The following is a 22129-nucleotide window of genomic DNA, read 5'->3' as shown; positions in this document are numbered from 1 at the left end:
TCTCACTCCCCAGGCGTTTGCCTTCAGGTCATTGCACCGCTGATTTCGCGGCGCGCAGCAATCGATCAGACAACTCTCCAGGCCCCAGCGCCCGCGCCAGAGCCAAACCACCCACCATCAAGGCCATGTCAGCCAAAGCTTTCTCTGTGTCTTCCGGACTGGCCGCCAACTGCGCGACCATCAACTCCACGTGCTCATTCAGCGCGACACGAAACGCGTCTGGCAGCCGGCCCAATTCGCCGACAGACGCCGGGATCGGGCAAGCAGAATCAGAAGAGTCACGGTGTTTGCGTGACAGATAAAATGCAGCGACCAACGCCCGCCGCTCTTCACCAGTCAACTGGGCATCCATATCGGCGATCAGTTCACGACGATGACCGAGCAACTGTTTGAACGCCTCCAGCATCATCGCGTCCTTGCTTTCGAAGTGCGCATAGAAGCCGCCAACCGTCAGGCCAGCCGCCCCCATCACCTCGCCCACGCTCGGTTCGGCCGGGCCGCGCTGAATCAGCGCTGCGCTGGCGGCCTTGAGAATGCGTTCGCGGGTTTGAGCTTTTTTATCGTTCATCGTTGCCTCCGAATATTACGACTAGAATATTATTCTCATAATAATTTTCCGCAAGTCGTGGATGTGACCGCTGGTCTGAAGAACAGTGTGAGAGAAATTGGGGGTTTGGCCAAACGCCAGACAAACAAAAGGGCCATTCAATAATTGAATGACCCTTATAAAATCCCGCAGAGCGGGTAATCGTGGCGTCCCCTAGGGGACTCGAACCCCTGTTACCGCCGTGAAAGGGCGGTGTCCTAGGCCACTAGACGAAGGGGACGCAAAACCTTCTATACAACTGATCAGTGCTGAGAGCTGATCGATTCAAGGCCGGTGTGGCCAGACCTTGAACTGTAAAATTGGTGGAGCTTAGCGGGATCGAACCGCTGACCTCCTGCATGCCATGCAGGCGCTCTCCCAGCTGAGCTAAAGCCCCGGATTTTTCGCCTCGCGGCGGAGTGACATCTTGCAACATCACTTCTGTAAAACTGGCGTCCCCTAGGGGACTCGAACCCCTGTTACCGCCGTGAAAGGGCGGTGTCCTAGGCCACTAGACGAAGGGGACGCAAACCCTTCTATACAACAGATCAACGCTGAGTGTTGATCGCTTCAAGGCCGGTGTGGCCAGACCTTGAAGTGTAAATTGGTGGAGCTAGACGGGATCGAACCGTCGACCTCTTGCATGCCATGCAAGCGCTCTCCCAGCTGAGCTATAGCCCCTCATCGCTGAGGACGGGGCGAATCTTAATGGCGCATCGAAAGGCTGTCAAACTTATTTTTAAAATATTTCAAAGTTTTTTGCCGACATAACAATCACTTACCGCCCTTCCCCCGGGAAATGGGGGTGCTGGCAACAGCAAGATCAAAAGATCGCAGCCTGCGGCAGCTCCTACAGGGGAATGCATTCCAAATGTAGGAGCTTGCGAAGCCTGCGATCTTTTCGGGAACCGCAACGAATCAGGCGATGTTGCCCAAGAGTTTTTCCCACTCTTTGTTTTCTTTCTTCGACACACCACCGAGCAAGTCGATGGCCTGGCGCAGACGGAAACGGGTCAGGTCCGGCCCGAGGATCTCCATCGCATCAAGCACCGAAACCGAACTGGCCTGGCCCGTGATCGAGGCGAACATAAGTGGCATGGCGTCACGCAGCTTCAGTTCCAGGGATTCGACTACCGCCTGAATCGTCGCGGTGATGCTGTCCTTCTCCCATTGACGCAGGCTCTCAAGCTTCCACAGGATCAACTGCATCAGCTGACGCACCTGATCGCTCGACAGCTTCTTCGATTCAAACAGCTTCGCATCCGGGTTCACGCCGCCAGCGAAGAAAAAGCCGGCCAGCGGTGCGACCTGGCTGAACGTTTCAACCCGGCCCTGGACGTGCGGCGCGATCTTCATCATGTATTCAGGATTCAGTGCCCAGGTCTGCAGGCGCGAAGCAAACTCTTCCACCGGCAGATCACGCAGCCACTGGCCGTTGAGCCAGGACAGTTTCTCGATGTCGAAAATCGGCCCGCCCAGGGAAACACGCTTCAGGTCAAAGTTGTCGACCATTTCCTGCAGCGAGAACTTCTCACGCTCGTCCGGCATCGACCAGCCCATGCGGCCCAGGTAATTCAGCATCGCTTCCGGCATGAAGCCCATGCGCTCGTAGAACGTCACCGAGGTCGGGTTTTTGCGCTTGGACAACTTGCTCTTGTCCGGGTTACGCAGCAGAGGCATGTAGCACAGTTCCGGCTGTTCCCAACCGAAGTACTCGTAGAGCAGGATCAGTTTCGGCGCCGAAGGCAGCCACTCTTCGCCGCGCAGTACGTGGGTGATGCCCATCAAGTGGTCATCGACCACGTTGGCCAGGAAGTACGTCGGCAGGCCGTCGGTCTTCATCAGTACTTGCATGTCCATGCGATCCCACGGGATCTCGACGTCGCCACGCAGCATGTCCGGAACCACGCAAACGCCTTCGCTCGGCACCTTCATGCGGATCACATGAGGTTCGCCAGCGGCCAGGCGGCGCGCGACTTCCTCTGCAGACAGCAGCAGCGCACGGCCGTCGTAGCGCGGGGTTTCGCCACGCGCCATCTGCTCGGCGCGCATCTGGTCCAGCTCGTCGCTGGTGCAGAAACACGGGAACGCGTGGCCCATTTCGACCAGTTGCTGGCAGTACTTCTGATAGATCTCGCCACGCTCGCTTTGACGATAAGGACCGTGCGGGCCGCCAACGTCCGGACCTTCGCTCCAGTCGATACCCAACCAGCGCAGGGCGTCGAAAATCTGTTGTTCGGACTCGCGGGTCGAACGCAATTGATCAGTGTCTTCAATCCGCAGGATGAACTCACCGCCATGCTGCTTGGCAAAGCAGTAGTTGAACAAAGCGATGTAAGCGGTACCTACGTGGGGATCCCCGGTAGGCGATGGCGCGATGCGAGTGCGGACGGTGGTCATGGCAAGTCTCGAAATGAAGATAAAACAAAGGGCGAATGGTAACAGGCGACAGCGGCCCGGCTCCAGTCAGCAGGGCATTTAAGCCAAGGTTGGGTCTACAAAGTGCTGATAGCCCGGTGAATGGCCAAATATCAGCCATTGGCATTTACCGTTTATCGGCTGTATGCGAGATTCACCGGCTGATAACTTTCCTTACAATTTCTCGACTACAGTCTGCCCCATGCCTGCCCAACTCAAGCGTCGCCTGTTTATTTTCCTGTTGATCGTCCTGTTGATCGCCGGGGGCTTCTTTGCCCACTGGTTCTTCAAGGGACGGTTTTACGAAAGCACCGACAACGCCTATGTGCAGGGCGAGATCACCCGCGTCTCGAGCCAACTGGGGGCGCGTATCGATGAGGTGCTGGTGCAAGACAACCAGCACGTCGAGAAAGGCCAGCTGCTGATCAAGCTTGAAGGCGATGATTTCCACCTCGCCGTCGACCGGGCCAACGCCACCCTCGCCACGCGCCAGGCCGAACGCCTGCAAGCGCAGAGCAAACTCACTCAACAAGCCAGCCAGATCGCCGCCAGCGATGCACAGGTCGCCTCCAGCCAGGCCAGCCTCAGCCGCTCGCAGATCGATTTATCCCGGGCCGAAACCTTGCGTAAACCCGGCTACGTATCGGAAGAACGGGTCACCACCCTTTCCGCCGACAATCACATTGCACGCTCGCAAGTGACCAAAGCCCAGGCGGATGCGCAAAGTCAGCGCCAGCAAGTCAACGCCCTGAGCGCCGAAATCAAGCGTCTGGACGCGATGATCTCCAACGCCAAAACCGACCTGGCCCAGGCAGAACTGAACCTCACTCGCAGCGAAATCCACGCGCCCATCAGCGGCCTGATCGGCCAACGAGCCGCGCGCAATGGCCAATATGTGCAGGCCGGCGCCTATCTGCTGTCGATCGTGCCGGATCAAGACATCTGGATTCAGGCCAATTTCAAGGAAACCCAGATCGGCCACATGCAGCCTGGCCAGAAAGCCGAACTGACGTTTGATGCTTACAGCGACACCCCGATCGAAGCCCGGGTCGACAGCCTGTTCGCCGCTTCGGGCGCACAGTTCAGCCTGCTGCCGCCGGACAATGCGACCGGCAACTTCACCAAAGTCGTACAACGGATTCCGGTAAAACTGACCTTCGCCGCGGACAATCCGCTGCACGGCAAGATTCGCCCGGGCATGTCGGTCACCGCCAAAGTGAACATCAAAGACGCCCCTGACGATGGCCGGTGATCAACTGATCCGCCCGGTCGGCGAACCGACCCGGCGGGACTGGATCGCGGTCATGAGTGTGATGCTCGGCGCCTTCATGGCCGTGCTTGATATCCAGATCACCAACTCTTCGCTCAAGGATATTCAAGGCGCACTGTCGGCCACCCTCGAAGAGGGCTCGTGGATTTCCACCTCCTACCTGGTCGCGGAAATCATCATGATCCCGCTGACCGCCTGGCTGGTGCAGTTGCTCTCGGCACGACGATTGGCGGTGTGGGTTTCGCTGGGGTTCCTCGTGGCCTCGCTGCTCTGCTCGATGGCCTGGAGCCTGGAAAGCATGATCGTTTTCCGCGCTCTGCAAGGCTTTACGGGCGGCGCGCTGATCCCTCTGGCGTTTACCCTGACGCTGATCAAACTCCCCGAACACCACCGCGCGAAAGGCATGGCGATGTTTGCCATGACCGCCACGTTTGCACCTTCAATCGGCCCGACGCTGGGCGGCTGGCTGACTGAGAACTGGGGCTGGGAGTACATTTTCTACATCAACATCCCACCGGGCCTGATCATGATTGCCGGCCTGATGTATGGCCTGGAGAAGAAGGAAGCACACTGGGAACTGCTCAAAAGCACGGACTACATGGGCATTCTCACCCTGGGTGTCGGCCTCGGTTGCTTGCAGGTTTTTCTGGAGGAAGGCCATCGCAAGGACTGGCTGGAATCGAGCCTGATCGTTTCCCTGGGCAGCATTGCGCTGATCAGTCTGATCACTTTTGTGATCGTGCAAGTGTCCAAACCCAATCCGCTGATCAACCTCGGCATCTTGCGCAATCGCAACTTCGGCCTATCGAGCATTTCCAGCCTCGGGATGGGCGTCGGGCTGTACGGTTCGATTTACCTGCTGCCGTTGTACCTGGCGCAGATCCAGAACTACAACGCCTTGCAGATCGGCGAAGTGATCATGTGGATGGGCGTTCCGCAGCTGTTCCTGATTCCATTGGTGCCGAAACTGATGAAGTACATCTCGCCCAAGTGGTTGTGCACCTTGGGCTTCGGGTTGTTCGGGCTGGCGAGTTTTTCGTCAGGGGTGCTGAACCCGGACTTTGCCGGGCCGCAGTTCAATCAAATTCAAATTATTCGCGCGCTGGGCCAGCCGTTGATCATGGTCACCATTTCGTTGATCGCCACCGCCTACATCCTGCCCCAGGATGCGGGGTCGGCATCGAGCCTGTTCAACATCCTGCGTAACCTGGGCGGCGCGATTGGCATCGCCCTCCTCGCCACGCTGCTGGATGCGCGAACGAAGACGTACTTTGATTATTTACGAGAGGCGCTGGTGCCCACCAACCCGCAGGTGGCCGAGCGAATGGCGTCGATGGCGGACAGGTTCGGCAGTGAAACGGCGGCGCTGGGCAAGCTGAGCGAGATCGCCCATCAACAGGCGTCGATAATGGCGTACAACGATGCGTTTCATTTTGTGGGGATTGCGCTTGGCATCAGCATGATCGCGGTGTTGTTGACCAAGGCGTTGCCGGCGGGGTTGAAGGCTGGCGAGGCTCATTGAAACCGGGTTGCCCCCATCGCGAGCAGGCTCACTCCTGCAGGGTTTTCGGGTATTCACGCGATAGTGAACGTTGCGAAGCCCATTGTAGGAGTGAGCCTGCTCGCGATGAGGCCAGCCCAGGCACCGCGAATATCAAACAGCAATCAACCGATCCCGCAACTTGGTGATTTCATCGCGCATCTGCGCCGCAGCCTCAAATTCCAGATCACGCGCAAGCTGATACATCTTCTCTTCCAGGGCCTTGATGCGCTTGGCGACTTCGCCCGGCGAGCGCAGTTCGGCTTCGTACTTGGCACTTTCCTCGGCAGCCTTGGCCATGCCTTTGCGCTTCTTGCTGCGCGAACCCGGCACGGTGGCGCCTTCCATGATGTCGGCAACGTCCTTGAACACACCCTTGGGCGTGATGCCGTTGGCCAGGTTGAACGCGATCTGCTTGTCGCGCCGGCGTTCGGTTTCGCCTATCGCGCGCTCCATAGAACCGGTGATCCGGTCCGCATACAGAATCGCCCGGCCATTGAGGTTACGCGCCGCGCGCCCAATGGTCTGGATCAACGAGCGCTCGGAGCGCAGGAAGCCTTCCTTGTCCGCATCGAGGATCGCCACCAGCGAGACCTCCGGCATGTCCAGGCCTTCACGCAGCAGGTTGATCCCCACCAGCACATCGAAGGTGCCCAGGCGCAGATCGCGAATGATTTCGACCCGCTCCACGGTGTCGATGTCCGAGTGCAGGTAGCGCACCCGCACGCCATGATCCGCCAGGTAATCGGTGAGGTCTTCGGACATGCGTTTGGTCAACGTCGTGACCAACACCCGTTCTCCCAGCGCTACACGCTTGCCGATTTCCGACAGCAGATCGTCGACCTGGGTCAATGCCGGACGGATCTCGATTTGCGGATCCACCAGGCCGGTCGGACGCACCAATTGCTCGACAACGCGGCCGGCGTGCTCCGCCTCATAGTTACCCGGCGTGGCGGAAACGAAGATGGTTTGCGGGCTGATGTTTTCGAACTCATCGAAACGCATCGGCCGGTTATCCAGCGCCGACGGCAGGCGGAAGCCGTACTCGACCAGCGTTTCTTTGCGGGAGCGGTCGCCCTTATACATCGCGCCCACTTGCGGCACGCTGACGTGGGATTCGTCGATCACCAGCAAGGCGTCGGCCGGCAGGTAATCGAACAAGGTAGGCGGCGCCTGGCCGGACTCACGGCCGGAGAGGTAGCGCGAGTAGTTTTCGATGCCGTTGCAGTAGCCCAGCTCGAGGATCATCTCCAGGTCAAAACGGGTGCGCTGCTCCAGCCGCTGCGCTTCCACCAGCTTATTGTTGGAACGCAGATAGTCCAGGCGCTCCTGCAACTCGACCTTGATCCCTTCGATGGCGCCGAGCAGGGTTTCTCGCGGCGTTACGTAGTGGCTTTTCGGATAAAACGTGAAACGCGGCAGTTTGCGGATCACTTCACCCGTCAACGGATCGAAAGCTGACAGGCTCTCGACCTCGTCATCGAACAACTCGATGCGAATGGCTTCGAAATCGGATTCCGCCGGGTGAATATCGATCACATCACCGCGCACCCGGAAGGTCGCACGGGCAAATTCCATGTCGTTGCGGGTGTATTGCAGGTCCGCCAGGCGACGCAGCAAAGCACGTTGATCAAGTTTGTCGCCACGATCCACGTGCAAAACCATCTTCAGATAGGTCTCCGGACTGCCCAGACCGTAGATGCACGACACCGTAGTGACGATGATCGCGTCCTTGCGTTCCAGCAACGCTTTGGTCGCGGACAGTCGCATCTGCTCGATGTGGTCGTTGATCGAGGCGTCTTTCTCGATGAAGGTATCCGAGGACGGCACGTAGGCTTCGGGCTGGTAGTAGTCGTAGTAGGAAACGAAATACTCGACGGCGTTATTGGGAAAGAACGCCTTGAACTCGCCATACAGCTGCGCGGCCAGGGTCTTGTTCGGCGCCAGCACCAGGGTTGGACGCTGAACCTGAGCGATGACGTTGGCGATGCTGAAGGTCTTGCCCGAGCCGGTCACACCGAGCAACGTCTGGTGCGCGAGCCCGGCTTCGATGCCCTCGACCATCAGGCGGATGGCTTCCGGCTGATCGCCGGCGGGCTCGAAGCGGGTGACTAGCTGAAATTCAGACATGCATACCTCATGGTTCTCGGAGCAAGGAGTCGCGCCAGCCCGGTCAAACCGGCAGCAACGAGAAAGGCCGCAAACGACTGACGTCGCCCGAGGAAAAAACTTGATTGTGCTCAATGTGGAGTCGATTGCCCGCGCTTTCAAGGCAAACGTCCTACATCCCTTGAAGTCTTTGACGCGGGCATTCGACTAACGGTCGAAAAATATTCCAAAAAACTTACCCGAAAAGCCGATTCGTCTGTCGCCTTCAATCGTAGATGGCCTCTATACTAGCTCCCCGTTTGTGCACCGCTCTAGTGCATTCGGCTGGAGCGCGACACGTCCCTCCACTCTCCATTCAGAGCCGCCGCAAAAATGAGCCTGTTCTCCGCTGTCGAAATGGCACCACGCGATCCAATCCTGGGCCTCAACGAAGCATTCAACGCCGATACCCGTACCAATAAGGTCAACCTGGGGGTGGGTGTTTACTGCAACGAGGAGGGGCGAATTCCACTCCTGCGCGCCGTTGTCGAAGCCGAGACGATTCGCGTCGCTCAACACGCTTCCCGTGGCTACTTGCCGATCGACGGTATCGCCGCCTACGACCAGGCCGTGCAAAAACTGCTGTTCGGCAATGACTCGCCGCTGATCGCTGCTGGCCGCGTCATCACCACCCAGGCTGTTGGTGGTACCGGCGCACTGAAAATCGGTGCCGACTTCCTCAAGCAGTTGCTGCCGAACGCTGTTGTGGCGATCAGCGACCCAAGCTGGGAAAACCACCGCGCACTGTTCGAAACCGCCGGTTTCCCGGTACAGAACTATCGCTACTACGACGCGGCAACTCACGACGTCAACCGTACGGGCCTGCTGGAAGACCTGAACGCCCTGCCGTCCGGTTCGATCGTGGTGCTGCACGCTTGCTGCCACAACCCGACCGGCGTTGACCTGAGCCCGGCAGACTGGAAAAACGTCCTGGAAGTGGTGAAAGCCAAAGGTCACGTGCCGTTCCTCGACATGGCGTATCAAGGTTTCGGCGATGGCATCGACGAAGACGCCGCCGCCGTGCGCCTGTTCGCCGAGTCGGGCCTGACCTTCTTTGTCTCGAGCTCGTTCTCCAAATCTTTCTCGCTGTACGGCGAGCGCGTTGGCGCCCTGTCGATCGTCAGCGAATCGAAAGAAGAAAGCGCGCGCGTGCTTTCGCAAGTCAAACGCGTGATCCGCACCAACTACTCCAACCCGCCGACCCACGGCGCAAGCATTGTCGCTGCCGTGCTGAACAGCCCGGAATTGCGTGCGAAGTGGGAAGAAGAACTGGCTGAAATGCGCCTTCGCATTCGCGGCATGCGCACCCAGATGGTCGACCTGCTGGCAAAAAACGCCCCGCAGCGTGACTTCAGCTTCGTGGGTCGTCAGCGCGGCATGTTCTCCTACTCCGGCCTGACGGTTGAGCAAGTCACCCGCCTGCGCAACGAGTTTGGCATCTACGCCCTGGACACCGGCCGTATCTGCGTGGCTGCACTGAACCAGAGCAACATCGATGTGGTGACCAAGGCCATCGTTGCGGTGATCTGAGTCATTCTGTAATACGAAAAACGGGAAGCCAGATGGCTTCCCGTTTTTTATTTGTCAGAGATAATTCTCAAAGCAGTGGCGCCGCCCTCTAAACTCCACACAAATCAGCTGGGAGCGAGCCTCTGTGACGAGGGTGCCTGTGTGGCGAGGGAGCTTGCTCCCGCTCGGCTGCGAAGCAGACGCAAAGCCGTTGGGGCCGCTTCGCGACCCAGCGGGAGCAAGCTCCCTCGCCACAAAAGCGCTCGCTTCCACAGGTTTTGAGTACACCCGAGATTTCTTATGAGAGCCGATATGAAAAACGACGACCTACGCGCAGACCGTGACGAACTGGACCATTTCGTCCCTCGCACCCCGGCCAAGCGCGGCAATAACCTTGTGATGCAAGTGGCCGCTGGCGTGTTTCTCGGCGGCCTCGCCTTATGGCTGGTGCAACTGGCCGCCACGATGCTGTACGCCAAGCTGATGCTCGGCACCTTTACCTTTGGCGGTTAAGCCAGTTCGGCTGCACGCTGGCTGGCGGCGTCGTCATAGGCAACATAGAGCGATTCAGCGACCTGGCTTTTGATCGCCTTGGTGCTTTCCAGGCCGAGGACGAAGCCTTCAGCCTTACCGCCCGCCCGATTCAATTCGTCAGCCGTGCTGGCCTGAGTGATTGCATCGAACAATTTCTCGGCGTGCGGGCCGACACCTTTAGGCAGGCTGATCTGAGCGATCGTCATGCGATCACCTCGGTAGTTTGAGGCGGGAGGACTGAGTGATTCATGGCGCGTACCTTTTCGGCGAATGGCCGGCAGCGCGTGTAACCACTTCCGGGCGGCCATGGTAGACCTCTGAACCGATTCTGGTAACCGCCAATAACCGATAAACCACCGTCCGTCCCGATGAATCCATCAAGTTACCAACAGATGCTTGACTTCTCTTTTTGAATCAGTAACATACACGCCATTCCGCGATAGCTCAGTTGGTAGAGCAAGTGACTGTTAATCACTGGGTCCCTGGTTCGAGTCCAGGTCGTGGAGCCAGACACGGTTCCAGAGAAAGCGTCCACATTCTCTGAAGCCCAAAAAAACCCGCCTCCTGGCGGGTTTTTTCGTTTCTGATGATCTGGATCTCGACCGGCTCACGCCTGTGACTTCACCGTTTGTTTCGGCAACTCTCCAAAACGCTGCCGATAATAATTGGCAAACCGCCCCACGTGCCCAAAGCCAAACTCCAGCGCCACCTCAGTCACGCTGGCGTGTGGCCTGGCCAGTAAATACTCCCGAGCGGCTTGAAGGCGCAACCCACGCAAGCGGTCCATCGGACTTTGGCCGTATTCGCGCTGGCACAGGGTATTCAGACTGCGAATGCTCATGCCCACGGCTGTCGCCAGTTCAGCCAGGCTGATGCCCTGGGCAAGGTGCTCGCGCATACAGGCGTCGATTTTATGCAATTGAAGCGTGGGCTGACGCAGCGAGGGCGAGGCTTGTTGGGCAACGCCGCAATGACTGAGCAGAAACAGCGGCAAGCTTTGCTCCAAATGCTGTAACCAGCGCGAAGGCGTTGTGCTCCCCAGTCCCTCGGGCAGGTGCTCCAGCAATTCGCTGACCAGACGAAACCAGCGCACCGCCAGCGGCCGTTGCAGGCGGCTGACCGGCGCCAATCTGAATCCCGATGGCAAGTCATCGGCCAGCACCCTCTGGCTCTCGTCGAGTAATGCCCGCGGCAGTTTGAGGATCAGTTGCTCGCAGCCCTCCTCCCACACCACTCGGGCCTGCTCACGCGGCGACAGAATCGCCACTTCTCCAGGACTGACGCTAAAACCCATGCCGTCAGACTCCAGGGTGGCGCTGCCGCGCAGTGGCATCTGCACCAAGACGAAATCTTCGAAAGGCTGCGGGCGGATTTCAACCTGGCCGCCGTAGCGCAGCGCATACAGTTCGCAACTGGCGACCTTGCCGCGATAGAACGCCGTATCGACACCGCCTCGCGGCCAATCCAGCTCATGTTCCACCAGCGCTTGCCCCATCAACCGCTGGGTTTCCTGCGCCGAGCGGCTGGTGAAGACCGGCTCGCGGCACATCAGCGACAAGTTCAGGCCGACGCTGTTGGCGGTGGCCGCCTGTAAAGTCGTCATTTCAAAGCGACCGGTTGCGACGGGCTTCGCTGCGTTGCAGGGTTTTGCTGGGCGTTTCGTTGAACAGCTTGCGGTATTCGCTGGCGAATCGCCCCAGGTGCGAAAATCCCCAGCACATCGCGATCACGGAGATGTTGCGCACCGAGGCGTCTTCAAGGATTTCCTGGCGCACGGCGCCGAGGCGAAACTTTTTCAGGTAAGCCATGGGGGAGACGCCGAAGTGTTTGCGAAAGCCTTCGAACAATTTGAAACGTGACACACCTGCTGCCGCCTCGATGTCTTCCAGGTGCATGTCTTCGCGGGCGTTGCTTTCGATGAAGTCCTTGGCGCGCACCAGGTAGTACGGCAACTTGGCGCCCAGCTGTTCACGCAACTCGGCACTGTAATTATTGGGCTGAGAAAGGATGAGGCCCTTGATCAGCGCGCTTTCGATATCGCGGGTGAAATACACCTGATTGAACAGGTCGTGACCGCGCTCCAGCTCATCAATGTAGTGACGGGCCAGCCGCCACCAGGAGGCTGAGGCGCCGTTGACCGCATCCATCACGGGTTCGAATTTCAGCGGCGTTTCCAGTGGACGCTGCAGCATGCCTTCGAGGGTCTGACGCATAGCCATGCGGGTGATCACCACGGAGATTTTGTGGCAATCGCCGGCCATGCTCAGTGACTGGGTTTCGTGGGGCGTCACGATCAGGCCCTGGTCCTGACTGGAGTACAACCGGCGGCCGTCCTTGATCAGCTCCTGCTCGCCGCGAATGGGCAGGCTGAGGCTGTAGCAATTGAGGTGTTCGACATCCTCGACGCCGATGGTCACGTCGGTGCCGTACTCCATCCGGCCCAAGGTCGTGGACATGGACTTGAACACATTGGCCTTGTGGTGAAACTGAATCCGGTTCGGTTGAGAGGTCTGCAGTTCGTGCGGCCCGCAAATGCCGGCCATCCATGCACGGGCGCCGGCCAGGTCATAGCGGTCTATACGGATATCTCGAAACTGGGCAACGTTTGGTTCGGTCATTTCAGTACACCCACGGCAATGAACATCGACACGCTCTTCGGCGCGTATTCTCATTGGATTAGCAAGGGCTATGCCCAGCCGGTGCGAACAGGCGATATCCGCATTTTCAGGCTAGTAATCGGACACTATCTGGATATCGAGCGCATCAAGCGGCGTTGACGCGCACAGCAACGGTGCCGGTCAGGGTCAACGCCTTGGGTAATGCGCTACCCAAGGCGTCACTTCAGCGCCCAACCGCGCTCGATTTGAGGGCAGGACGTTACCAAAATTTCCAGGTGTAAGTGGTGATCAGGCGGTTCTCCACCCAGTCATTACCGTGGCTGAATTTGGCGACAACATTGCCGGCCTCCACACCGACGCCTTTGAGCGGGCCGCTTTGCACCACATACGACAGCACCAGGTTGCGTTCCTGCTCCGCTGCCTGGCTGAGGTTGTCGCCGCGGTCCACCGACGTGCCCTTGAAGTATCGGGTCATGAAGGTCAGCCCCGGGACGCCGAGGGCGGCAAAGTCGTAGTCATAACGCAATTGCCAGGATTTTTCGTTGGGCTTGATGAACGCGACCCGCGACCAGTTCACCAGAAACGGCTGCGGGACATAACCGCCCAAGGTCGGGAAGTTGCTGTCGCCGAGCATACGCTGGTAGCCCACGCCAAACCGATGCCCGCCCTTTTTCAGCGAAGTCATGGCGCCGTAGGAACGGTTGTCGATGTCGCCGTAGAGGGCGTCGCCATCTTCGTTGTTGTTGAAGTAACGCAGGTCGGTCTTCAGCCCATAACCGTCACCCAGGTCTGCCAGATGAGTGATACCCAGGTAGTGCTGTTGGTAGATGTCTTCCAGTTGCGCGTAGAAGTAGGTGCCGGTCAACGAAGGGGTGAAGGCATAGCTGGCGCCGGCGAGGTTAAGGCCATCGCTGCCGTGGCGCACGCCGGAGCCGGTCTGCAGATACAGCTTTTCGTAGTTGGAGGAGTTACGCGCCCCGATCTCCGTCAGCCGTCCGGCGGTCAATGTCAGACGGTCGACCTCCTTGGACTCGAGCAAGGCACCGCGATAGGTCGTGACCAGTTGGCGCGAGTCGTCAATGATCACCACGGGCAGAAACGGCCGCAACTCACCGACTTTCAGCTCGGTTTTCGAGTAGCGCATTTTCAACGTCACACCGCCACGGCCATAGTCATCGGCCTGCGCCTGACGGCTTTGGCTGTAGGGGATGATGGAGTCATCACCGCGCCCGCCACCGCCGTCCAGACGATAGGCATATTGCGCCTCTGCATCGAGGCCGAACTGCACCGGGCCTTCGGTATAGCCGGAAGCGAAACGCAGGTCGAAACCCTGGGTCCAGCTGCCCACCCGAGAATGCGGAGGGTTGTTCTCCTTGTAATCCCGATCGATGTAAAAGTTGCGGGTCCCCAGCGTCAGCTTGCTGTCACTGACCACATCCGCCTGTGCCAATAATGGCGTCAACAAGCCAACTGTTTGAACGCCCCGAATGAGCCACGCTTTATCCAACATATTATTTATTCCCCCTGCCGCGTATAGAACAAACATTAATAGAAGGCCCTTCTGGCACAGAACCCAAGGCCATGAGCAATGGCAGTTTCCAGTGACCTGCAGCGAGACACTCTGGTGGTGCTTCGATTGAAATTAAGCCGCAATAAGTTCGTCAACGGCTATCCCGTTACTGAAAGACAATTAGCCGATTGCTCAGCCGCCAGCCGCGACAAAAGCCCGTATTTACTGGGCTAATGCGCTATCAACCAAAAATAAAGCTTATTTTGCGGATGGGTTTCCACTAATAACCGGATAGACCGTGCTCGCCACCACGTCATTAAATGGACCCATGAATTAGCCCATTGGCCGAGGACCGGGATATGACAACTGCACGAAGTGTCGAACAGTGGAAAAGTTACATAGAAAGTTGCCTGGACTTCCGTCCGCAAGACGGTGTTTATCGTATTGCCCGCGATATGTTTACCGACCCGCAATTGTTCGATCTGGAAATGGAACTGATTTTCGAGAAGAACTGGATCTACGCCTGCCACGAAAGCGAAATCGCCAATAATCACGACTTCATGACCCTGCGTGCCGGGCGCCAGCCGCTGATCATCACCCGCGACGGTGAAGGTCGTCTCAACGCCCTGATCAATGCCTGCCAGCACCGCGGCACCACCCTCACCCGCGTTGGCAAGGGTAACCAGTCAACCTTCACCTGCCCCTTCCACGCCTGGTGCTACAAAAGCGACGGCCGACTGGTGAAGGTCAAGGCGCCGGGCGAATACCCCGAAGATTTCGACAAGGCCACCCGCGGCCTGAAAAAGGCCCGTATCGAAAGCTACAACGGCTTTGTGTTCGTCAGCCTCAACGTGGAAGGCACCGACACCCTCGAAGACTTCCTCGGTGACGCCAAGGTGTTCTTCGACATGATGGTGGCGCAGTCGCCGACCGGTCAGCTCGAAGTCCTGCCGGGCAAGTCGGCCTACACCTACGAAGGCAACTGGAAACTGCAGAACGAGAACGGCCTGGACGGTTATCACGTCAGCACCGTCCACTACAACTACGTAGCCACCGTGCAGCACCGCCAGCAGGTCAACGCCGAAAAAGGCCTAAGCGCCAGCGACACCCTGGACTACAGCAAGCTGGGTGCTGGCGACAAGGAAACCGACGACGGCTGGTTCGCCTTCCACAACGGCCACAGCTTGCTGTTCAGCGACATGCCCAACCCGGCCGTGCGCCCGGGCTACGCGAGCATCATGCCGCGCCTGGTCAAGGAACACGGCCAGGGCAAGGCCGAGTGGATGATGCATCGCCTGCGCAACCTGAACGTCTACCCGAGCATGTTCTTCCTCGACCAGATCAGCTCGCAGCTGCGGATCATCCGTCCGCTGGCCTGGAACAAGACCGAGATCAACAGCTTCTGCCTGGGCGTGGTCGGCGAATCGGATGCGGATCGGGAAAACCGCATCCGCCAGTTCGAAGATTTCTTCAACGTGTCCGGCATGGGTACCCCTGACGACCTGGTGGAGTTCCGTGAAGCCCAGCGCGGCTTCCAGGCCCGCCTGGAGCGCTGGAGCGACATTTCCCGCGGCCATGGCAAGTGGGTCGAAGGCGCCACTCCCAACAGCGAGACCATTGGCATCGCCCCGGCACTGACCGGCACCGAATTCACCCATGAAGGCCTGTACGTCAACCAGCACGCCAACTGGCAGCGCTTTTTGCTCGAAGGCCTGGCGCGCAAGGCGGCCGAACAACAACCGTTGAAACTGCGTGAGGTGTGAACATGAATTCGCAACTGCAATACCGCGTCGAGCAATTTCTTTACCGCAACGTCGAGGCCTGTGATGCCCAGGACTGGGACACCTACCTGGACATGTTCAGCGACGACAGCGAATTCCACCTGCCGCAATGGGATTCGGAGCACGTCTACACCACCGACCCGAAAAAAGGCATGTCGCTGATCTATTACCCCAACCGGGGCGGCCTGGAAGACCGGGTGTTCCGCATTCGCACCGGCAAGGCCGCGTCGACCATCCCGATGCCGCGCACCTTGCACCTGATCAGCAACGTGCGCATTGCGCCGCTGCAGGACGATGAGCTGGAGGTGCGCGTCAACTGGAGCACCCTGTACTACCGCATGCAGACCGCCGAGCAATTCTTCGGCCGCGCCACGTACCGCCTGCGCCCCGACGGCGAGAGCTGGAAAATCGCCCGCAAACACGTGGTGCTGCTCAACGACACGATCAACTCCGTGCTCGATTTCTACCATCTTTGAACCCTGCGGATTAACGCTTATGACGCACAAGGTCGCCTTCAATTTCGCCGACGGCAAAACACTCTTCTGCAACGTGCAGAACAATGAAATCCTGCTCGACGCGGCCCTGCGCAGCGGGATCAAGATTCCGTTGGACTGCCGCGAAGGGGTTTGCGCGACCTGCCAGGGCCGCTGTGAATCCGGGCAGTACACCCAGGACTACGTGGACGATGAAGCCTTGTCGGCCAGCGACCTGGCCGAGCGCAAGGTGCTGACCTGCCAGACGCGCGTGCAGTCGGACGCTGCCTTCTATTTCGATTTCGATTCCAGCCTCTGCGGCAGCAACGGCCCGAGCAGCCTGCAAGGCACTGTAAGCGAGGTGCGGCAGGTCTCTCCGACCACCGCCATCGTGCATGTGGAGGTCGGCGCAGCGGGTGCGGCGCTGGACTACTTGCCGGGCCAGTACGCCCGCCTGCAGGTACCGGGCACCGAGCATCGGCGTTCGTATTCCTTTGCCTGCGCGCCGGGCAGCAGCCACCTGCAGTTTCTTATTCGGCTGCTGCCCAGCGGCGTGATGACGGACTACGTGCGTGATCGCTGCCAGGTCGGAGACGTGATCCACATGGAAGCGCCGCTGGGTGCCTTCTACTTGCGCCATATCGACCGCCCGCTGGTGATGGTGGCCGGCGGCACCGGGCTGTCGGCGTTCCTCGGCATGCTCGAGCAGATTGCCGATCAGCAAGGCTGCGGCCACCCGGTACACCTGTACTACGGCGTGCGCGAGGCCGCGGACCTGTGCGAGGTCTCGCGCATCGAGGCCTATGCCGCACGGATCCCGGGGTTTCGTTTTACGCCAGTGGTCAGCAATCCCGACCCCGACTGGCCGGGCAAGACCGGCTACATCGCCGATCACCTCGACCTGGCCGAACTGCGCGACCAGCCGTTCGACCTGTACCTGTGCGGCCCTCCGCCGATGGTCGAGTCGATCAAGGACTGGCGCCAGCAACACGGCCTGGATCAAAGCCGTCTTTACCTGGAGAAGTTCACCGAGAGCAACAGCTGACACCGCCCCCCATAACAACAATTAATCGGCCCGACCGAACACTGCATCACTGCCCTCATCGACATCTACCGTGCGTTGGCACGACCTACTTCATAGGCCGCCTCATGAAAAACCTGGTATTGCGTGCATGTCTGGCAACCTCCCTCTGCGCCGCGACGGCTGCGCAGGCCGTGGAGCCTGTCCGAATCGGCTTCATCACCACCCTCTCCACCCCCGCCGGTTACCTTGGCGAAGACTCGCGCGACGGCTTCCAGCTGGCGATCGACCAGGAAGACGGCAAGCTCGGCGGCGTGCCGGTGCAACTCATTGTGGAAGACGATGGCCTGCAGCCGGCCAAGGCCAAGCAGATCGCCGACCGTATGAGCCTGGACGGCATCTCGTTGTATACCGGGGTGATTTTTTCCAACGTGCTGGCGGCCGTGATCAACACCACCACCAAGGACGCGTTCTACGTCAGCAACAACACCGCACCTTCGACCCTTGCCGGCGAAAAGTGCATGGCCAACTACTTCGTCGGCTCCTACCAGAACGACACCCCCCACGAGATGGCCGGTGTCGCCGCCAACGAGCTGGGCTACAAGAAAATGGTGATCCTGGCGCCCAACTATCAGGGTGGCCGTGACGCGCTCGCCGGCTTCAAGCGTACCTACAAGGGCGAAGTGACCGAGATCTACACCAAGCTCAACCAGCTCGACTTTTCGGTAGAACTGGCACGCGTGCGTTCACTGGCGCCGGACGCAATCTTCCAGTTTCATCCGGGCGGCGGCGGTATCAACTTCGCCAAGCAATACGGCGGCTCGGGCCTGTCGGCACAGGTCCCGATGGTCGTACCGGTGTTCTCCATGGATGAACGCATGCTCGCCGCGGTCGGCGACGTGGCCAAGGGCACCAACGTTGTGACCTTGTGGAACCCGCAATCGGACAATCCGGCCAACCAGGCCTTCATCAAGGCCTTCACCGAGAAGTACAAGCGCGTCCCTACGGTGTATGCCGCTCAAACCTACGACACGGCACGCCTCATCGGCGCCGCCCTGAAAACCTCCCAGGGCAATCTGAAAGACCAGCCGGCGTTTCGCGAGGCGATGAAAAACGTCAAGTTCGACTCCATTCGCGGTGACTTCAGCTTCGCCCGGAACCAGCACCCGGTCATCGACTGGTACCTGTTGCAAGTGCAGACCGGCGCCGACGGCAAGCTGATCGAAGTGCCGATCAAGACCCTGGCGACCCGCCACGTCGACAGCTACGCCGCTCAATGCTCGATCTGACCGGTCTCTGAGCCCCGTCCTCGCCCTGCAGAACACCTGCGGGGCGTTTTCATGAGGAACGCAGTCATGTTATTGCTCGAACAGATTCTCAACGGCCTGCAATACAGCGCCTTGCTGTTTCTGCTGGCCTCAGGCCTGACCCTGATTTTCGGCATCATGGGTGTGATCAACCTGGCCCATGGTGCCTTTTACATGGTGGGCGCCTTCTGTGCCGCCTACACCGCCATGGCCACCGGTTCGTTCTGGCTGGGTGGCCTGGCCGCGCTGATCGGCTCGGCCTGCTACGGCGCGCTGATCGAAACCTCGATCATGCGCCGCCTCTACCAACGCGATCACCTGGATCAGGTGCTGGCGACCCTGGCCGTGGTGTTCTTCAGCAATGAACTGCTGACCCTGATCTTCGGCCGCAGCCCACCGGCAATGCCCACGCCTGAATGGTATTCAAGTTTTGTCGAAGTGCTGCCGGGGCTGATGTACCCGGTCAGCCGGCTGCTGTTCATCGCCGCCGGGCTGCTCGTGGCGGTCGGCATGTGGCTGCTGATCAACCACACGCGCCTGGGCATGCTGATTCGCGCCGGTGCCGACGACCATGAAATGGTCGGTGCGCTGGGCGTCAACATCGCCCGGCTGTACACCCTGGTGTTTGTCTTTGGCTGCGTGCTGTGCGGGCTGGCCGGTTTCATGGCGGCACCGTTGCTGTCGGTGGAGATCGGCATGGGCGAGAAGATCCTGATCACCACTTTTGTGGTCATCGTCGTCGGCGGCGTCGGCTCGGTACGCGGTGCGCTGGTGGGCGCCTTGCTGATCGGCATGGTCGACAGCCTGGGTCGTGCCTACATTCCGCCGTTGCTGGACCAACTGCTGCCCAGCGACACCAGCAGCACCCTGAGCGCCGGGCTGATTTCCGCCAGCGCCTACATCGTCATGGCCCTGGTGCTGCTGGTGCGCCCGCGCGGCCTGCTGCCGGCCCGCGCCTGAGGAGAACGTTATGTCACCCCGTCTCATCATCGATCTTGCGTGCCTGGCGACCTTCGCCTGCATGCCACTGCTGGCCCACTGGTTGCACGAACCTTATCTGGTCAGCTTTTTCACCCGTCTGGCGATCTACGGCATGGCGGCTATCAGCCTGGACCTGCTGATCGGTTACGGCGCCATGGTCAGCTTCGGCCATGCCGCGTTCTTCAGCCTCGGCGGTTACATCGTCGGCATCGTTGCCTTTCACACCTCGCAAGGCATGCCGCTGTGGGGCTGGCAAGGCAGCAACAGCGCGCTGGTGGTGTGGCCGCTGGCCCTGCTGGTCTGCGCGCTGCTCTCGCTGCTGGTGGGTTACCTGTCGCTGCGCACCAGCGGCGTGCAGTTCATCATGATCACCCTGGCGTTCGGCCAGATGCTCTACTTCGTGCTCGGCTCGCTGTCGCTGTACGGCGGCGACGACGGCATTCTGCTCAACCAGCGCAATACCTTAGGCGCACTCGATCTGGGTGACCCCAACCACTTCTACTACCTGTGCGTAGCCTTGCTGGCCGGCTGGTTGCTGCTGTGCCGGCGGCTGGTCAATTCGCGTTTTGGTTACGTGCTGCGCGGGCTCAAGCAGAGCGAGCGACGCAGCGTCAGCCTGGGCTTCAAACCCTTGCGCTATCGCCTGACGGCGTTTGTGATTGCCGGCACCGGCGGTGGTCTGGCAGGGATTCTGTGGGCCAATTACGCGCTGTTTGTCAGCCCCGACATGGGCGCCTGGCACAAGTCCGGCGAGCTGATGGCGATGGTGATCCTCGGCGGCGTCGGGACCCTGATCGGCCCTCTGCTGGGCGCGGCCGCCTACCTGGGCCTTGAACAGGTGCTGAGCCAGTGGACCGAACACTGGATGTTGATCTTCGGGCCCCTGTTGTTGCTGGTGGTGCTGTTCGGCAAGAAAGGCGTTTACGGATTACTGCTGGGCGTGTTGCAGCGCAAACCGAGGGTGGTGGCCGTCAAACCGAACGCCGCCGTGGAGGCACGCCCATGAACTCACAACTGTCGATTCGTGATCTGTACAAGTCTTTCGGTGCGGTGAAAGCCACCAACGGCGCCAGCCTTGAACTGGCCAAGGGCGAGTTGCACGCCATCATCGGCCCTAACGGCGCCGGTAAATCCACGCTGATCGCGCAGATCGCCGGGGAAATTTTCCCTGATCAGGGCCAGGTCCACCTCAACGGCAAGGACATCACCCGCGTACCAGCCTGGCAGCGGCCGCGCCTGGGGTTGGCGCGGGCTTTCCAGGTCAGTCAGCTGTACACCGAGTTTACGCTGCTGGAGAACATCGCCCTGGCCATCGCCGCCCGCGAAGGCAAAGCGTTCGGCATGTGGCGTCCGTTGAGCCGCGACACCCGCCTGCTGGAACCGGCGCTGGGCTATTTGCAGCAGGTGGGCCTGGGCCCTCGCGCGCAAGACCCGGTCCACGAGCTGTCCCATGGCGAACGGCGGCAATTGGAGATCGCCTTGGCACTGGCACAGGAAGCTTCGGTGTTGTTGCTCGATGAGCCGATGGCCGGGATGGGTGCCGACGAATCCGCACGCATGACCGAGCTGCTGCACAGCCTCAAGGGCCGCTACGCCATCCTGCTGGTTGAACACGACATGGACGCGGTGTTCGCCCTCGCCGACCGCATCACGGTGCTGGTGTACGGGCAGACGGTGCTGACCGGCAGCGTCGAGCAAGTGCGCAACGATCCGCAAGTGCGGGCCGCTTACCTGGGAGAAGAACATGCTTGAAGTTCAAGGCTTGAAAGCGGGCTACGGCTTGAGCCAGGTGCTGTTCGACATGCACCTGAGCATCGAGCAAGGCCAGGTGGTATCGCTGATCGGTCGCAACGGCATGGGCAAGACCACCACGGTGAAATCGATTATGGGATTGCTCAAGCCCAGTGCCGGCAGCATCCGCATCAACGGCACGGAGATGCGCGGTGCAGCGCCCTTTCGCATCGCCAAGGCGGGCCTGGGGCTGGTGCCGGAGGGCCGCCGCGCCTTCGGCACCTTGAGCGTGCGGGAGAATCTGCTGGCCACCGCCACGCGGGGCAAGTGGGACCTGGCGCGGGTCTATGAACTGTTCCCGCGTTTGCTGGAGCGACAGGACCAGCTGTCACGCACGTTGTCGGGCGGCGAGCAGCAGATGCTGGTGGTCGGCCGCGCACTGCTGACCAACCCCAGCCTGCTGATTCTCGACGAAGCCACTGAAGGCCTGGCACCGATCATTCGCGAGCAGATCTGGAATTGCATGGCCACGCTCAAAGCCGAGGGCGAGACGATTCTGGTGATCGACAAGAACCTCAAGGAAATGGCGCGGGTGGTCGACCGTCATCACATTATCGAAAAGGGACGCCAGGTCTGGGACGGCACACCGCAGGAACTGGCGGGACAACCCGAACTGTCGCAACGTTACCTGGGAGTGTGAGC

The 22129-nt window shown here is 59.8% G+C and carries 20 protein-coding genes and 5 tRNA genes; 14 read left to right on the top strand and 11 right to left on the bottom strand.

What is annotated here, in order from left to right:
- Positions 1 to 28: 28 nt before the first annotated feature.
- The 6 genes from ACA063_RS09850 to gltX form a co-directional block, all read right to left on the bottom strand.
- Complete coding sequence (locus tag ACA063_RS09850) at positions 29 to 568, bottom strand: TetR/AcrR family transcriptional regulator (protein ID WP_497665688.1); 540 nt, start codon at positions 566 to 568, stop codon at positions 29 to 31.
- A 183-nt stretch (positions 569 to 751) separates the two neighbouring features.
- Positions 752 to 827 (bottom strand) — tRNA-Glu (locus ACA063_RS09845).
- A gap of 80 nt (positions 828 to 907) precedes the next feature.
- Positions 908 to 983: transfer RNA gene (locus tag ACA063_RS09840), tRNA-Ala, on the bottom strand.
- 53 nt (positions 984 to 1036) lie between these two features.
- Positions 1037 to 1112 (bottom strand) — tRNA-Glu (locus ACA063_RS09835).
- Positions 1113 to 1191: 79 nt separating this feature from the next.
- Positions 1192 to 1267: transfer RNA gene (locus ACA063_RS09830), tRNA-Ala, on the bottom strand.
- Between the two features lie 237 nt (positions 1268 to 1504).
- Positions 1505 to 2986: a glutamate--tRNA ligase gene (gene gltX / locus ACA063_RS09825; RefSeq protein ID WP_497665687.1), complete on the bottom strand. Its 1482-nt coding sequence runs from the start codon at positions 2984 to 2986 to the stop codon at positions 1505 to 1507.
- A 220-nt stretch (positions 2987 to 3206) separates the two neighbouring features.
- Here gltX and ACA063_RS09820 point away from each other — a divergent pair, with 220 nt between their 5' ends.
- The gene (locus ACA063_RS09820) at positions 3207 to 4256 is read left to right on the top strand and encodes an HlyD family secretion protein (RefSeq protein ID WP_497665686.1); all 1050 of its coding nucleotides are present in this window, start codon (positions 3207 to 3209) and stop codon (positions 4254 to 4256) included.
- Complete coding sequence (locus ACA063_RS09815) at positions 4246 to 5796, top strand: MDR family MFS transporter (RefSeq protein WP_497665685.1); 1551 nt, start codon at positions 4246 to 4248, stop codon at positions 5794 to 5796. The genes ACA063_RS09820 and ACA063_RS09815 overlap by 11 nt, the downstream gene beginning before the upstream one ends.
- 132 nt (positions 5797 to 5928) lie before the next feature.
- On the opposite strand, the gene uvrB is transcribed toward ACA063_RS09815, so the two are convergent.
- Positions 5929 to 7944 carry an excinuclease ABC subunit UvrB gene (uvrB, locus tag ACA063_RS09810; protein ID WP_490146001.1) on the bottom strand — a complete coding sequence of 672 codons (2016 nt, stop codon included), beginning with the start codon at positions 7942 to 7944 and terminating at the stop codon, positions 5929 to 5931.
- Positions 7945 to 8295: 351 nt separating this feature from the next.
- On the opposite strand from uvrB, the gene ACA063_RS09805 reads away from it, so the two are divergent.
- Entirely contained in the window at positions 8296 to 9492 is a 1197-nt protein-coding gene (locus ACA063_RS09805; RefSeq protein ID WP_497665684.1) for an amino acid aminotransferase, read from the top strand.
- Between the two features lie 291 nt (positions 9493 to 9783).
- Complete coding sequence (locus ACA063_RS09800; protein WP_194690387.1) at positions 9784 to 9984, top strand: hypothetical protein; 201 nt, start codon at positions 9784 to 9786, stop codon at positions 9982 to 9984.
- Here the strand turns inward: ACA063_RS09800 and ACA063_RS09795 are convergent.
- Positions 9981 to 10211 (bottom strand): hypothetical protein, encoded by a 231-nt coding sequence (locus ACA063_RS09795; protein ID WP_194690388.1) that lies wholly within the window; start codon positions 10209 to 10211, stop codon positions 9981 to 9983. The genes ACA063_RS09800 and ACA063_RS09795 overlap by 4 nt on opposite strands.
- Positions 10212 to 10438: 227 nt before the next feature.
- Between ACA063_RS09795 and ACA063_RS09790 the strand changes: the two genes are divergently transcribed.
- Positions 10439 to 10514 (top strand) — tRNA-Asn (locus tag ACA063_RS09790).
- A gap of 98 nt (positions 10515 to 10612) precedes the next feature.
- On the opposite strand, the gene ACA063_RS09785 is transcribed toward ACA063_RS09790, so the two are convergent.
- From ACA063_RS09785 to ACA063_RS09775, 3 genes are all read right to left on the bottom strand, one after another.
- Positions 10613 to 11608, bottom strand: a complete 996-nt coding sequence (locus ACA063_RS09785; protein WP_497665683.1) for an AraC family transcriptional regulator — start codon at positions 11606 to 11608, stop codon at positions 10613 to 10615.
- Position 11609: 1 nt separating this feature from the next.
- Positions 11610 to 12623: an AraC family transcriptional regulator gene (locus tag ACA063_RS09780; RefSeq protein WP_178114324.1), complete on the bottom strand. Its 1014-nt coding sequence runs from the start codon at positions 12621 to 12623 to the stop codon at positions 11610 to 11612.
- Between the two features lie 259 nt (positions 12624 to 12882).
- On the bottom strand, positions 12883 to 14133 hold the full coding sequence (locus ACA063_RS09775) for an OprD family porin (RefSeq protein ID WP_497665682.1): 1251 nt from the start codon (positions 14131 to 14133) through the stop codon (positions 12883 to 12885).
- A 78-nt stretch (positions 14134 to 14211) separates the two neighbouring features.
- Here ACA063_RS09775 and ACA063_RS09770 point away from each other — a divergent pair, with 78 nt between their 5' ends.
- The 9 genes from ACA063_RS09770 to ACA063_RS09730 all read left to right on the top strand — a co-directional run bounded on the left by ACA063_RS09770 (position 14212) and on the right by ACA063_RS09730 (position 22127).
- Positions 14212 to 14367 (top strand): hypothetical protein, encoded by a 156-nt coding sequence (locus ACA063_RS09770; RefSeq protein ID WP_194690392.1) that lies wholly within the window; start codon positions 14212 to 14214, stop codon positions 14365 to 14367.
- Positions 14368 to 14492: 125 nt separating this feature from the next.
- Positions 14493 to 15896 (top strand): anthranilate 1,2-dioxygenase large subunit, encoded by a 1404-nt coding sequence (gene antA, locus ACA063_RS09765; RefSeq protein WP_497665681.1) that lies wholly within the window; start codon positions 14493 to 14495, stop codon positions 15894 to 15896.
- Positions 15897 to 15898: 2 nt separating this feature from the next.
- The gene (antB, locus tag ACA063_RS09760; protein ID WP_497665680.1) at positions 15899 to 16390 is read left to right on the top strand and encodes an anthranilate 1,2-dioxygenase small subunit; all 492 of its coding nucleotides are present in this window, start codon (positions 15899 to 15901) and stop codon (positions 16388 to 16390) included.
- Positions 16391 to 16409: 19 nt separating this feature from the next.
- Positions 16410 to 17432 carry an anthranilate 1,2-dioxygenase electron transfer component AntC gene (gene antC, locus ACA063_RS09755; protein WP_497665679.1) on the top strand — a complete coding sequence of 341 codons (1023 nt, stop codon included), beginning with the start codon at positions 16410 to 16412 and terminating at the stop codon, positions 17430 to 17432.
- Positions 17433 to 17536: 104 nt separating this feature from the next.
- Positions 17537 to 18697 carry an ABC transporter substrate-binding protein gene (locus ACA063_RS09750; protein WP_497665678.1) on the top strand — a complete coding sequence of 387 codons (1161 nt, stop codon included), beginning with the start codon at positions 17537 to 17539 and terminating at the stop codon, positions 18695 to 18697.
- 66 nt (positions 18698 to 18763) lie between these two features.
- Complete coding sequence (locus ACA063_RS09745; protein ID WP_497665677.1) at positions 18764 to 19675, top strand: branched-chain amino acid ABC transporter permease; 912 nt, start codon at positions 18764 to 18766, stop codon at positions 19673 to 19675.
- Positions 19676 to 19685: 10 nt separating this feature from the next.
- Entirely contained in the window at positions 19686 to 20702 is a 1017-nt protein-coding gene (locus ACA063_RS09740; RefSeq protein ID WP_497665676.1) for a branched-chain amino acid ABC transporter permease, read from the top strand.
- Positions 20699 to 21448, top strand: coding sequence for an ABC transporter ATP-binding protein (locus ACA063_RS09735; RefSeq protein WP_497665675.1), 750 nt, complete (start codon positions 20699 to 20701; stop codon positions 21446 to 21448). Before ACA063_RS09740 ends, ACA063_RS09735 begins: the two co-directional genes overlap by 4 nt.
- Entirely contained in the window at positions 21441 to 22127 is a 687-nt protein-coding gene (locus ACA063_RS09730) for an ABC transporter ATP-binding protein (RefSeq protein ID WP_497665674.1), read from the top strand. The genes ACA063_RS09735 and ACA063_RS09730 overlap by 8 nt, the downstream gene beginning before the upstream one ends.
- Positions 22128 to 22129 lie beyond the last annotated feature (2 nt).

The organism is Pseudomonas sp. LBUM1643 (assembly GCF_059716215.1).
Note: the sequence above shows the minus strand (reverse complement) of the source record. Positions and strands in the feature narration are given on the sequence as shown.

Bases quoted from the DNA above. Each gene is read 5' to 3' on its own strand.
- ACA063_RS09850 (WP_497665688.1), bottom strand. From the start codon at position 568: ATGAACGATAAAAAAGCTCAAACCCGCGAACGCATTCTCAAGGCCGCC.
- ACA063_RS09740 (WP_497665676.1), top strand. From the start codon at position 19,686: ATGTCACCCCGTCTCATCATCGATCTTGCGTGCCTGGCGACCTTCGCC.
- ACA063_RS09785 (WP_497665683.1), bottom strand. From the start codon at position 11,608: ATGACGACTTTACAGGCGGCCACCGCCAACAGCGTCGGCCTGAACTTG.
- ACA063_RS09795 (WP_194690388.1), bottom strand. From the start codon at position 10,211: ATGACGATCGCTCAGATCAGCCTGCCTAAAGGTGTCGGCCCGCACGCC.
- ACA063_RS09805 (WP_497665684.1), top strand. From the start codon at position 8,296: ATGAGCCTGTTCTCCGCTGTCGAAATGGCACCACGCGATCCAATCCTG.
- antC (WP_497665679.1), top strand. From the start codon at position 16,410: ATGACGCACAAGGTCGCCTTCAATTTCGCCGACGGCAAAACACTCTTC.
- uvrB (WP_490146001.1), bottom strand. From the start codon at position 7,944: ATGTCTGAATTTCAGCTAGTCACCCGCTTCGAGCCCGCCGGCGATCAG.
- antB (WP_497665680.1), top strand. From the start codon at position 15,899: ATGAATTCGCAACTGCAATACCGCGTCGAGCAATTTCTTTACCGCAAC.
- ACA063_RS09820 (WP_497665686.1), top strand. From the start codon at position 3,207: ATGCCTGCCCAACTCAAGCGTCGCCTGTTTATTTTCCTGTTGATCGTC.
- ACA063_RS09800 (WP_194690387.1), top strand. From the start codon at position 9,784: ATGAAAAACGACGACCTACGCGCAGACCGTGACGAACTGGACCATTTC.
- gltX (WP_497665687.1), bottom strand. From the start codon at position 2,986: ATGACCACCGTCCGCACTCGCATCGCGCCATCGCCTACCGGGGATCCC.
- ACA063_RS09730 (WP_497665674.1), top strand. From the start codon at position 21,441: ATGCTTGAAGTTCAAGGCTTGAAAGCGGGCTACGGCTTGAGCCAGGTG.
- ACA063_RS09735 (WP_497665675.1), top strand. From the start codon at position 20,699: ATGAACTCACAACTGTCGATTCGTGATCTGTACAAGTCTTTCGGTGCG.
- ACA063_RS09750 (WP_497665678.1), top strand. From the start codon at position 17,537: ATGAAAAACCTGGTATTGCGTGCATGTCTGGCAACCTCCCTCTGCGCC.
- ACA063_RS09775 (WP_497665682.1), bottom strand. From the start codon at position 14,133: ATGTTGGATAAAGCGTGGCTCATTCGGGGCGTTCAAACAGTTGGCTTG.
- ACA063_RS09815 (WP_497665685.1), top strand. From the start codon at position 4,246: ATGGCCGGTGATCAACTGATCCGCCCGGTCGGCGAACCGACCCGGCGG.
- ACA063_RS09745 (WP_497665677.1), top strand. From the start codon at position 18,764: ATGTTATTGCTCGAACAGATTCTCAACGGCCTGCAATACAGCGCCTTG.
- antA (WP_497665681.1), top strand. From the start codon at position 14,493: ATGACAACTGCACGAAGTGTCGAACAGTGGAAAAGTTACATAGAAAGT.
- ACA063_RS09780 (WP_178114324.1), bottom strand. From the start codon at position 12,623: ATGACCGAACCAAACGTTGCCCAGTTTCGAGATATCCGTATAGACCGC.
- ACA063_RS09770 (WP_194690392.1), top strand. From the start codon at position 14,212: ATGGCAGTTTCCAGTGACCTGCAGCGAGACACTCTGGTGGTGCTTCGA.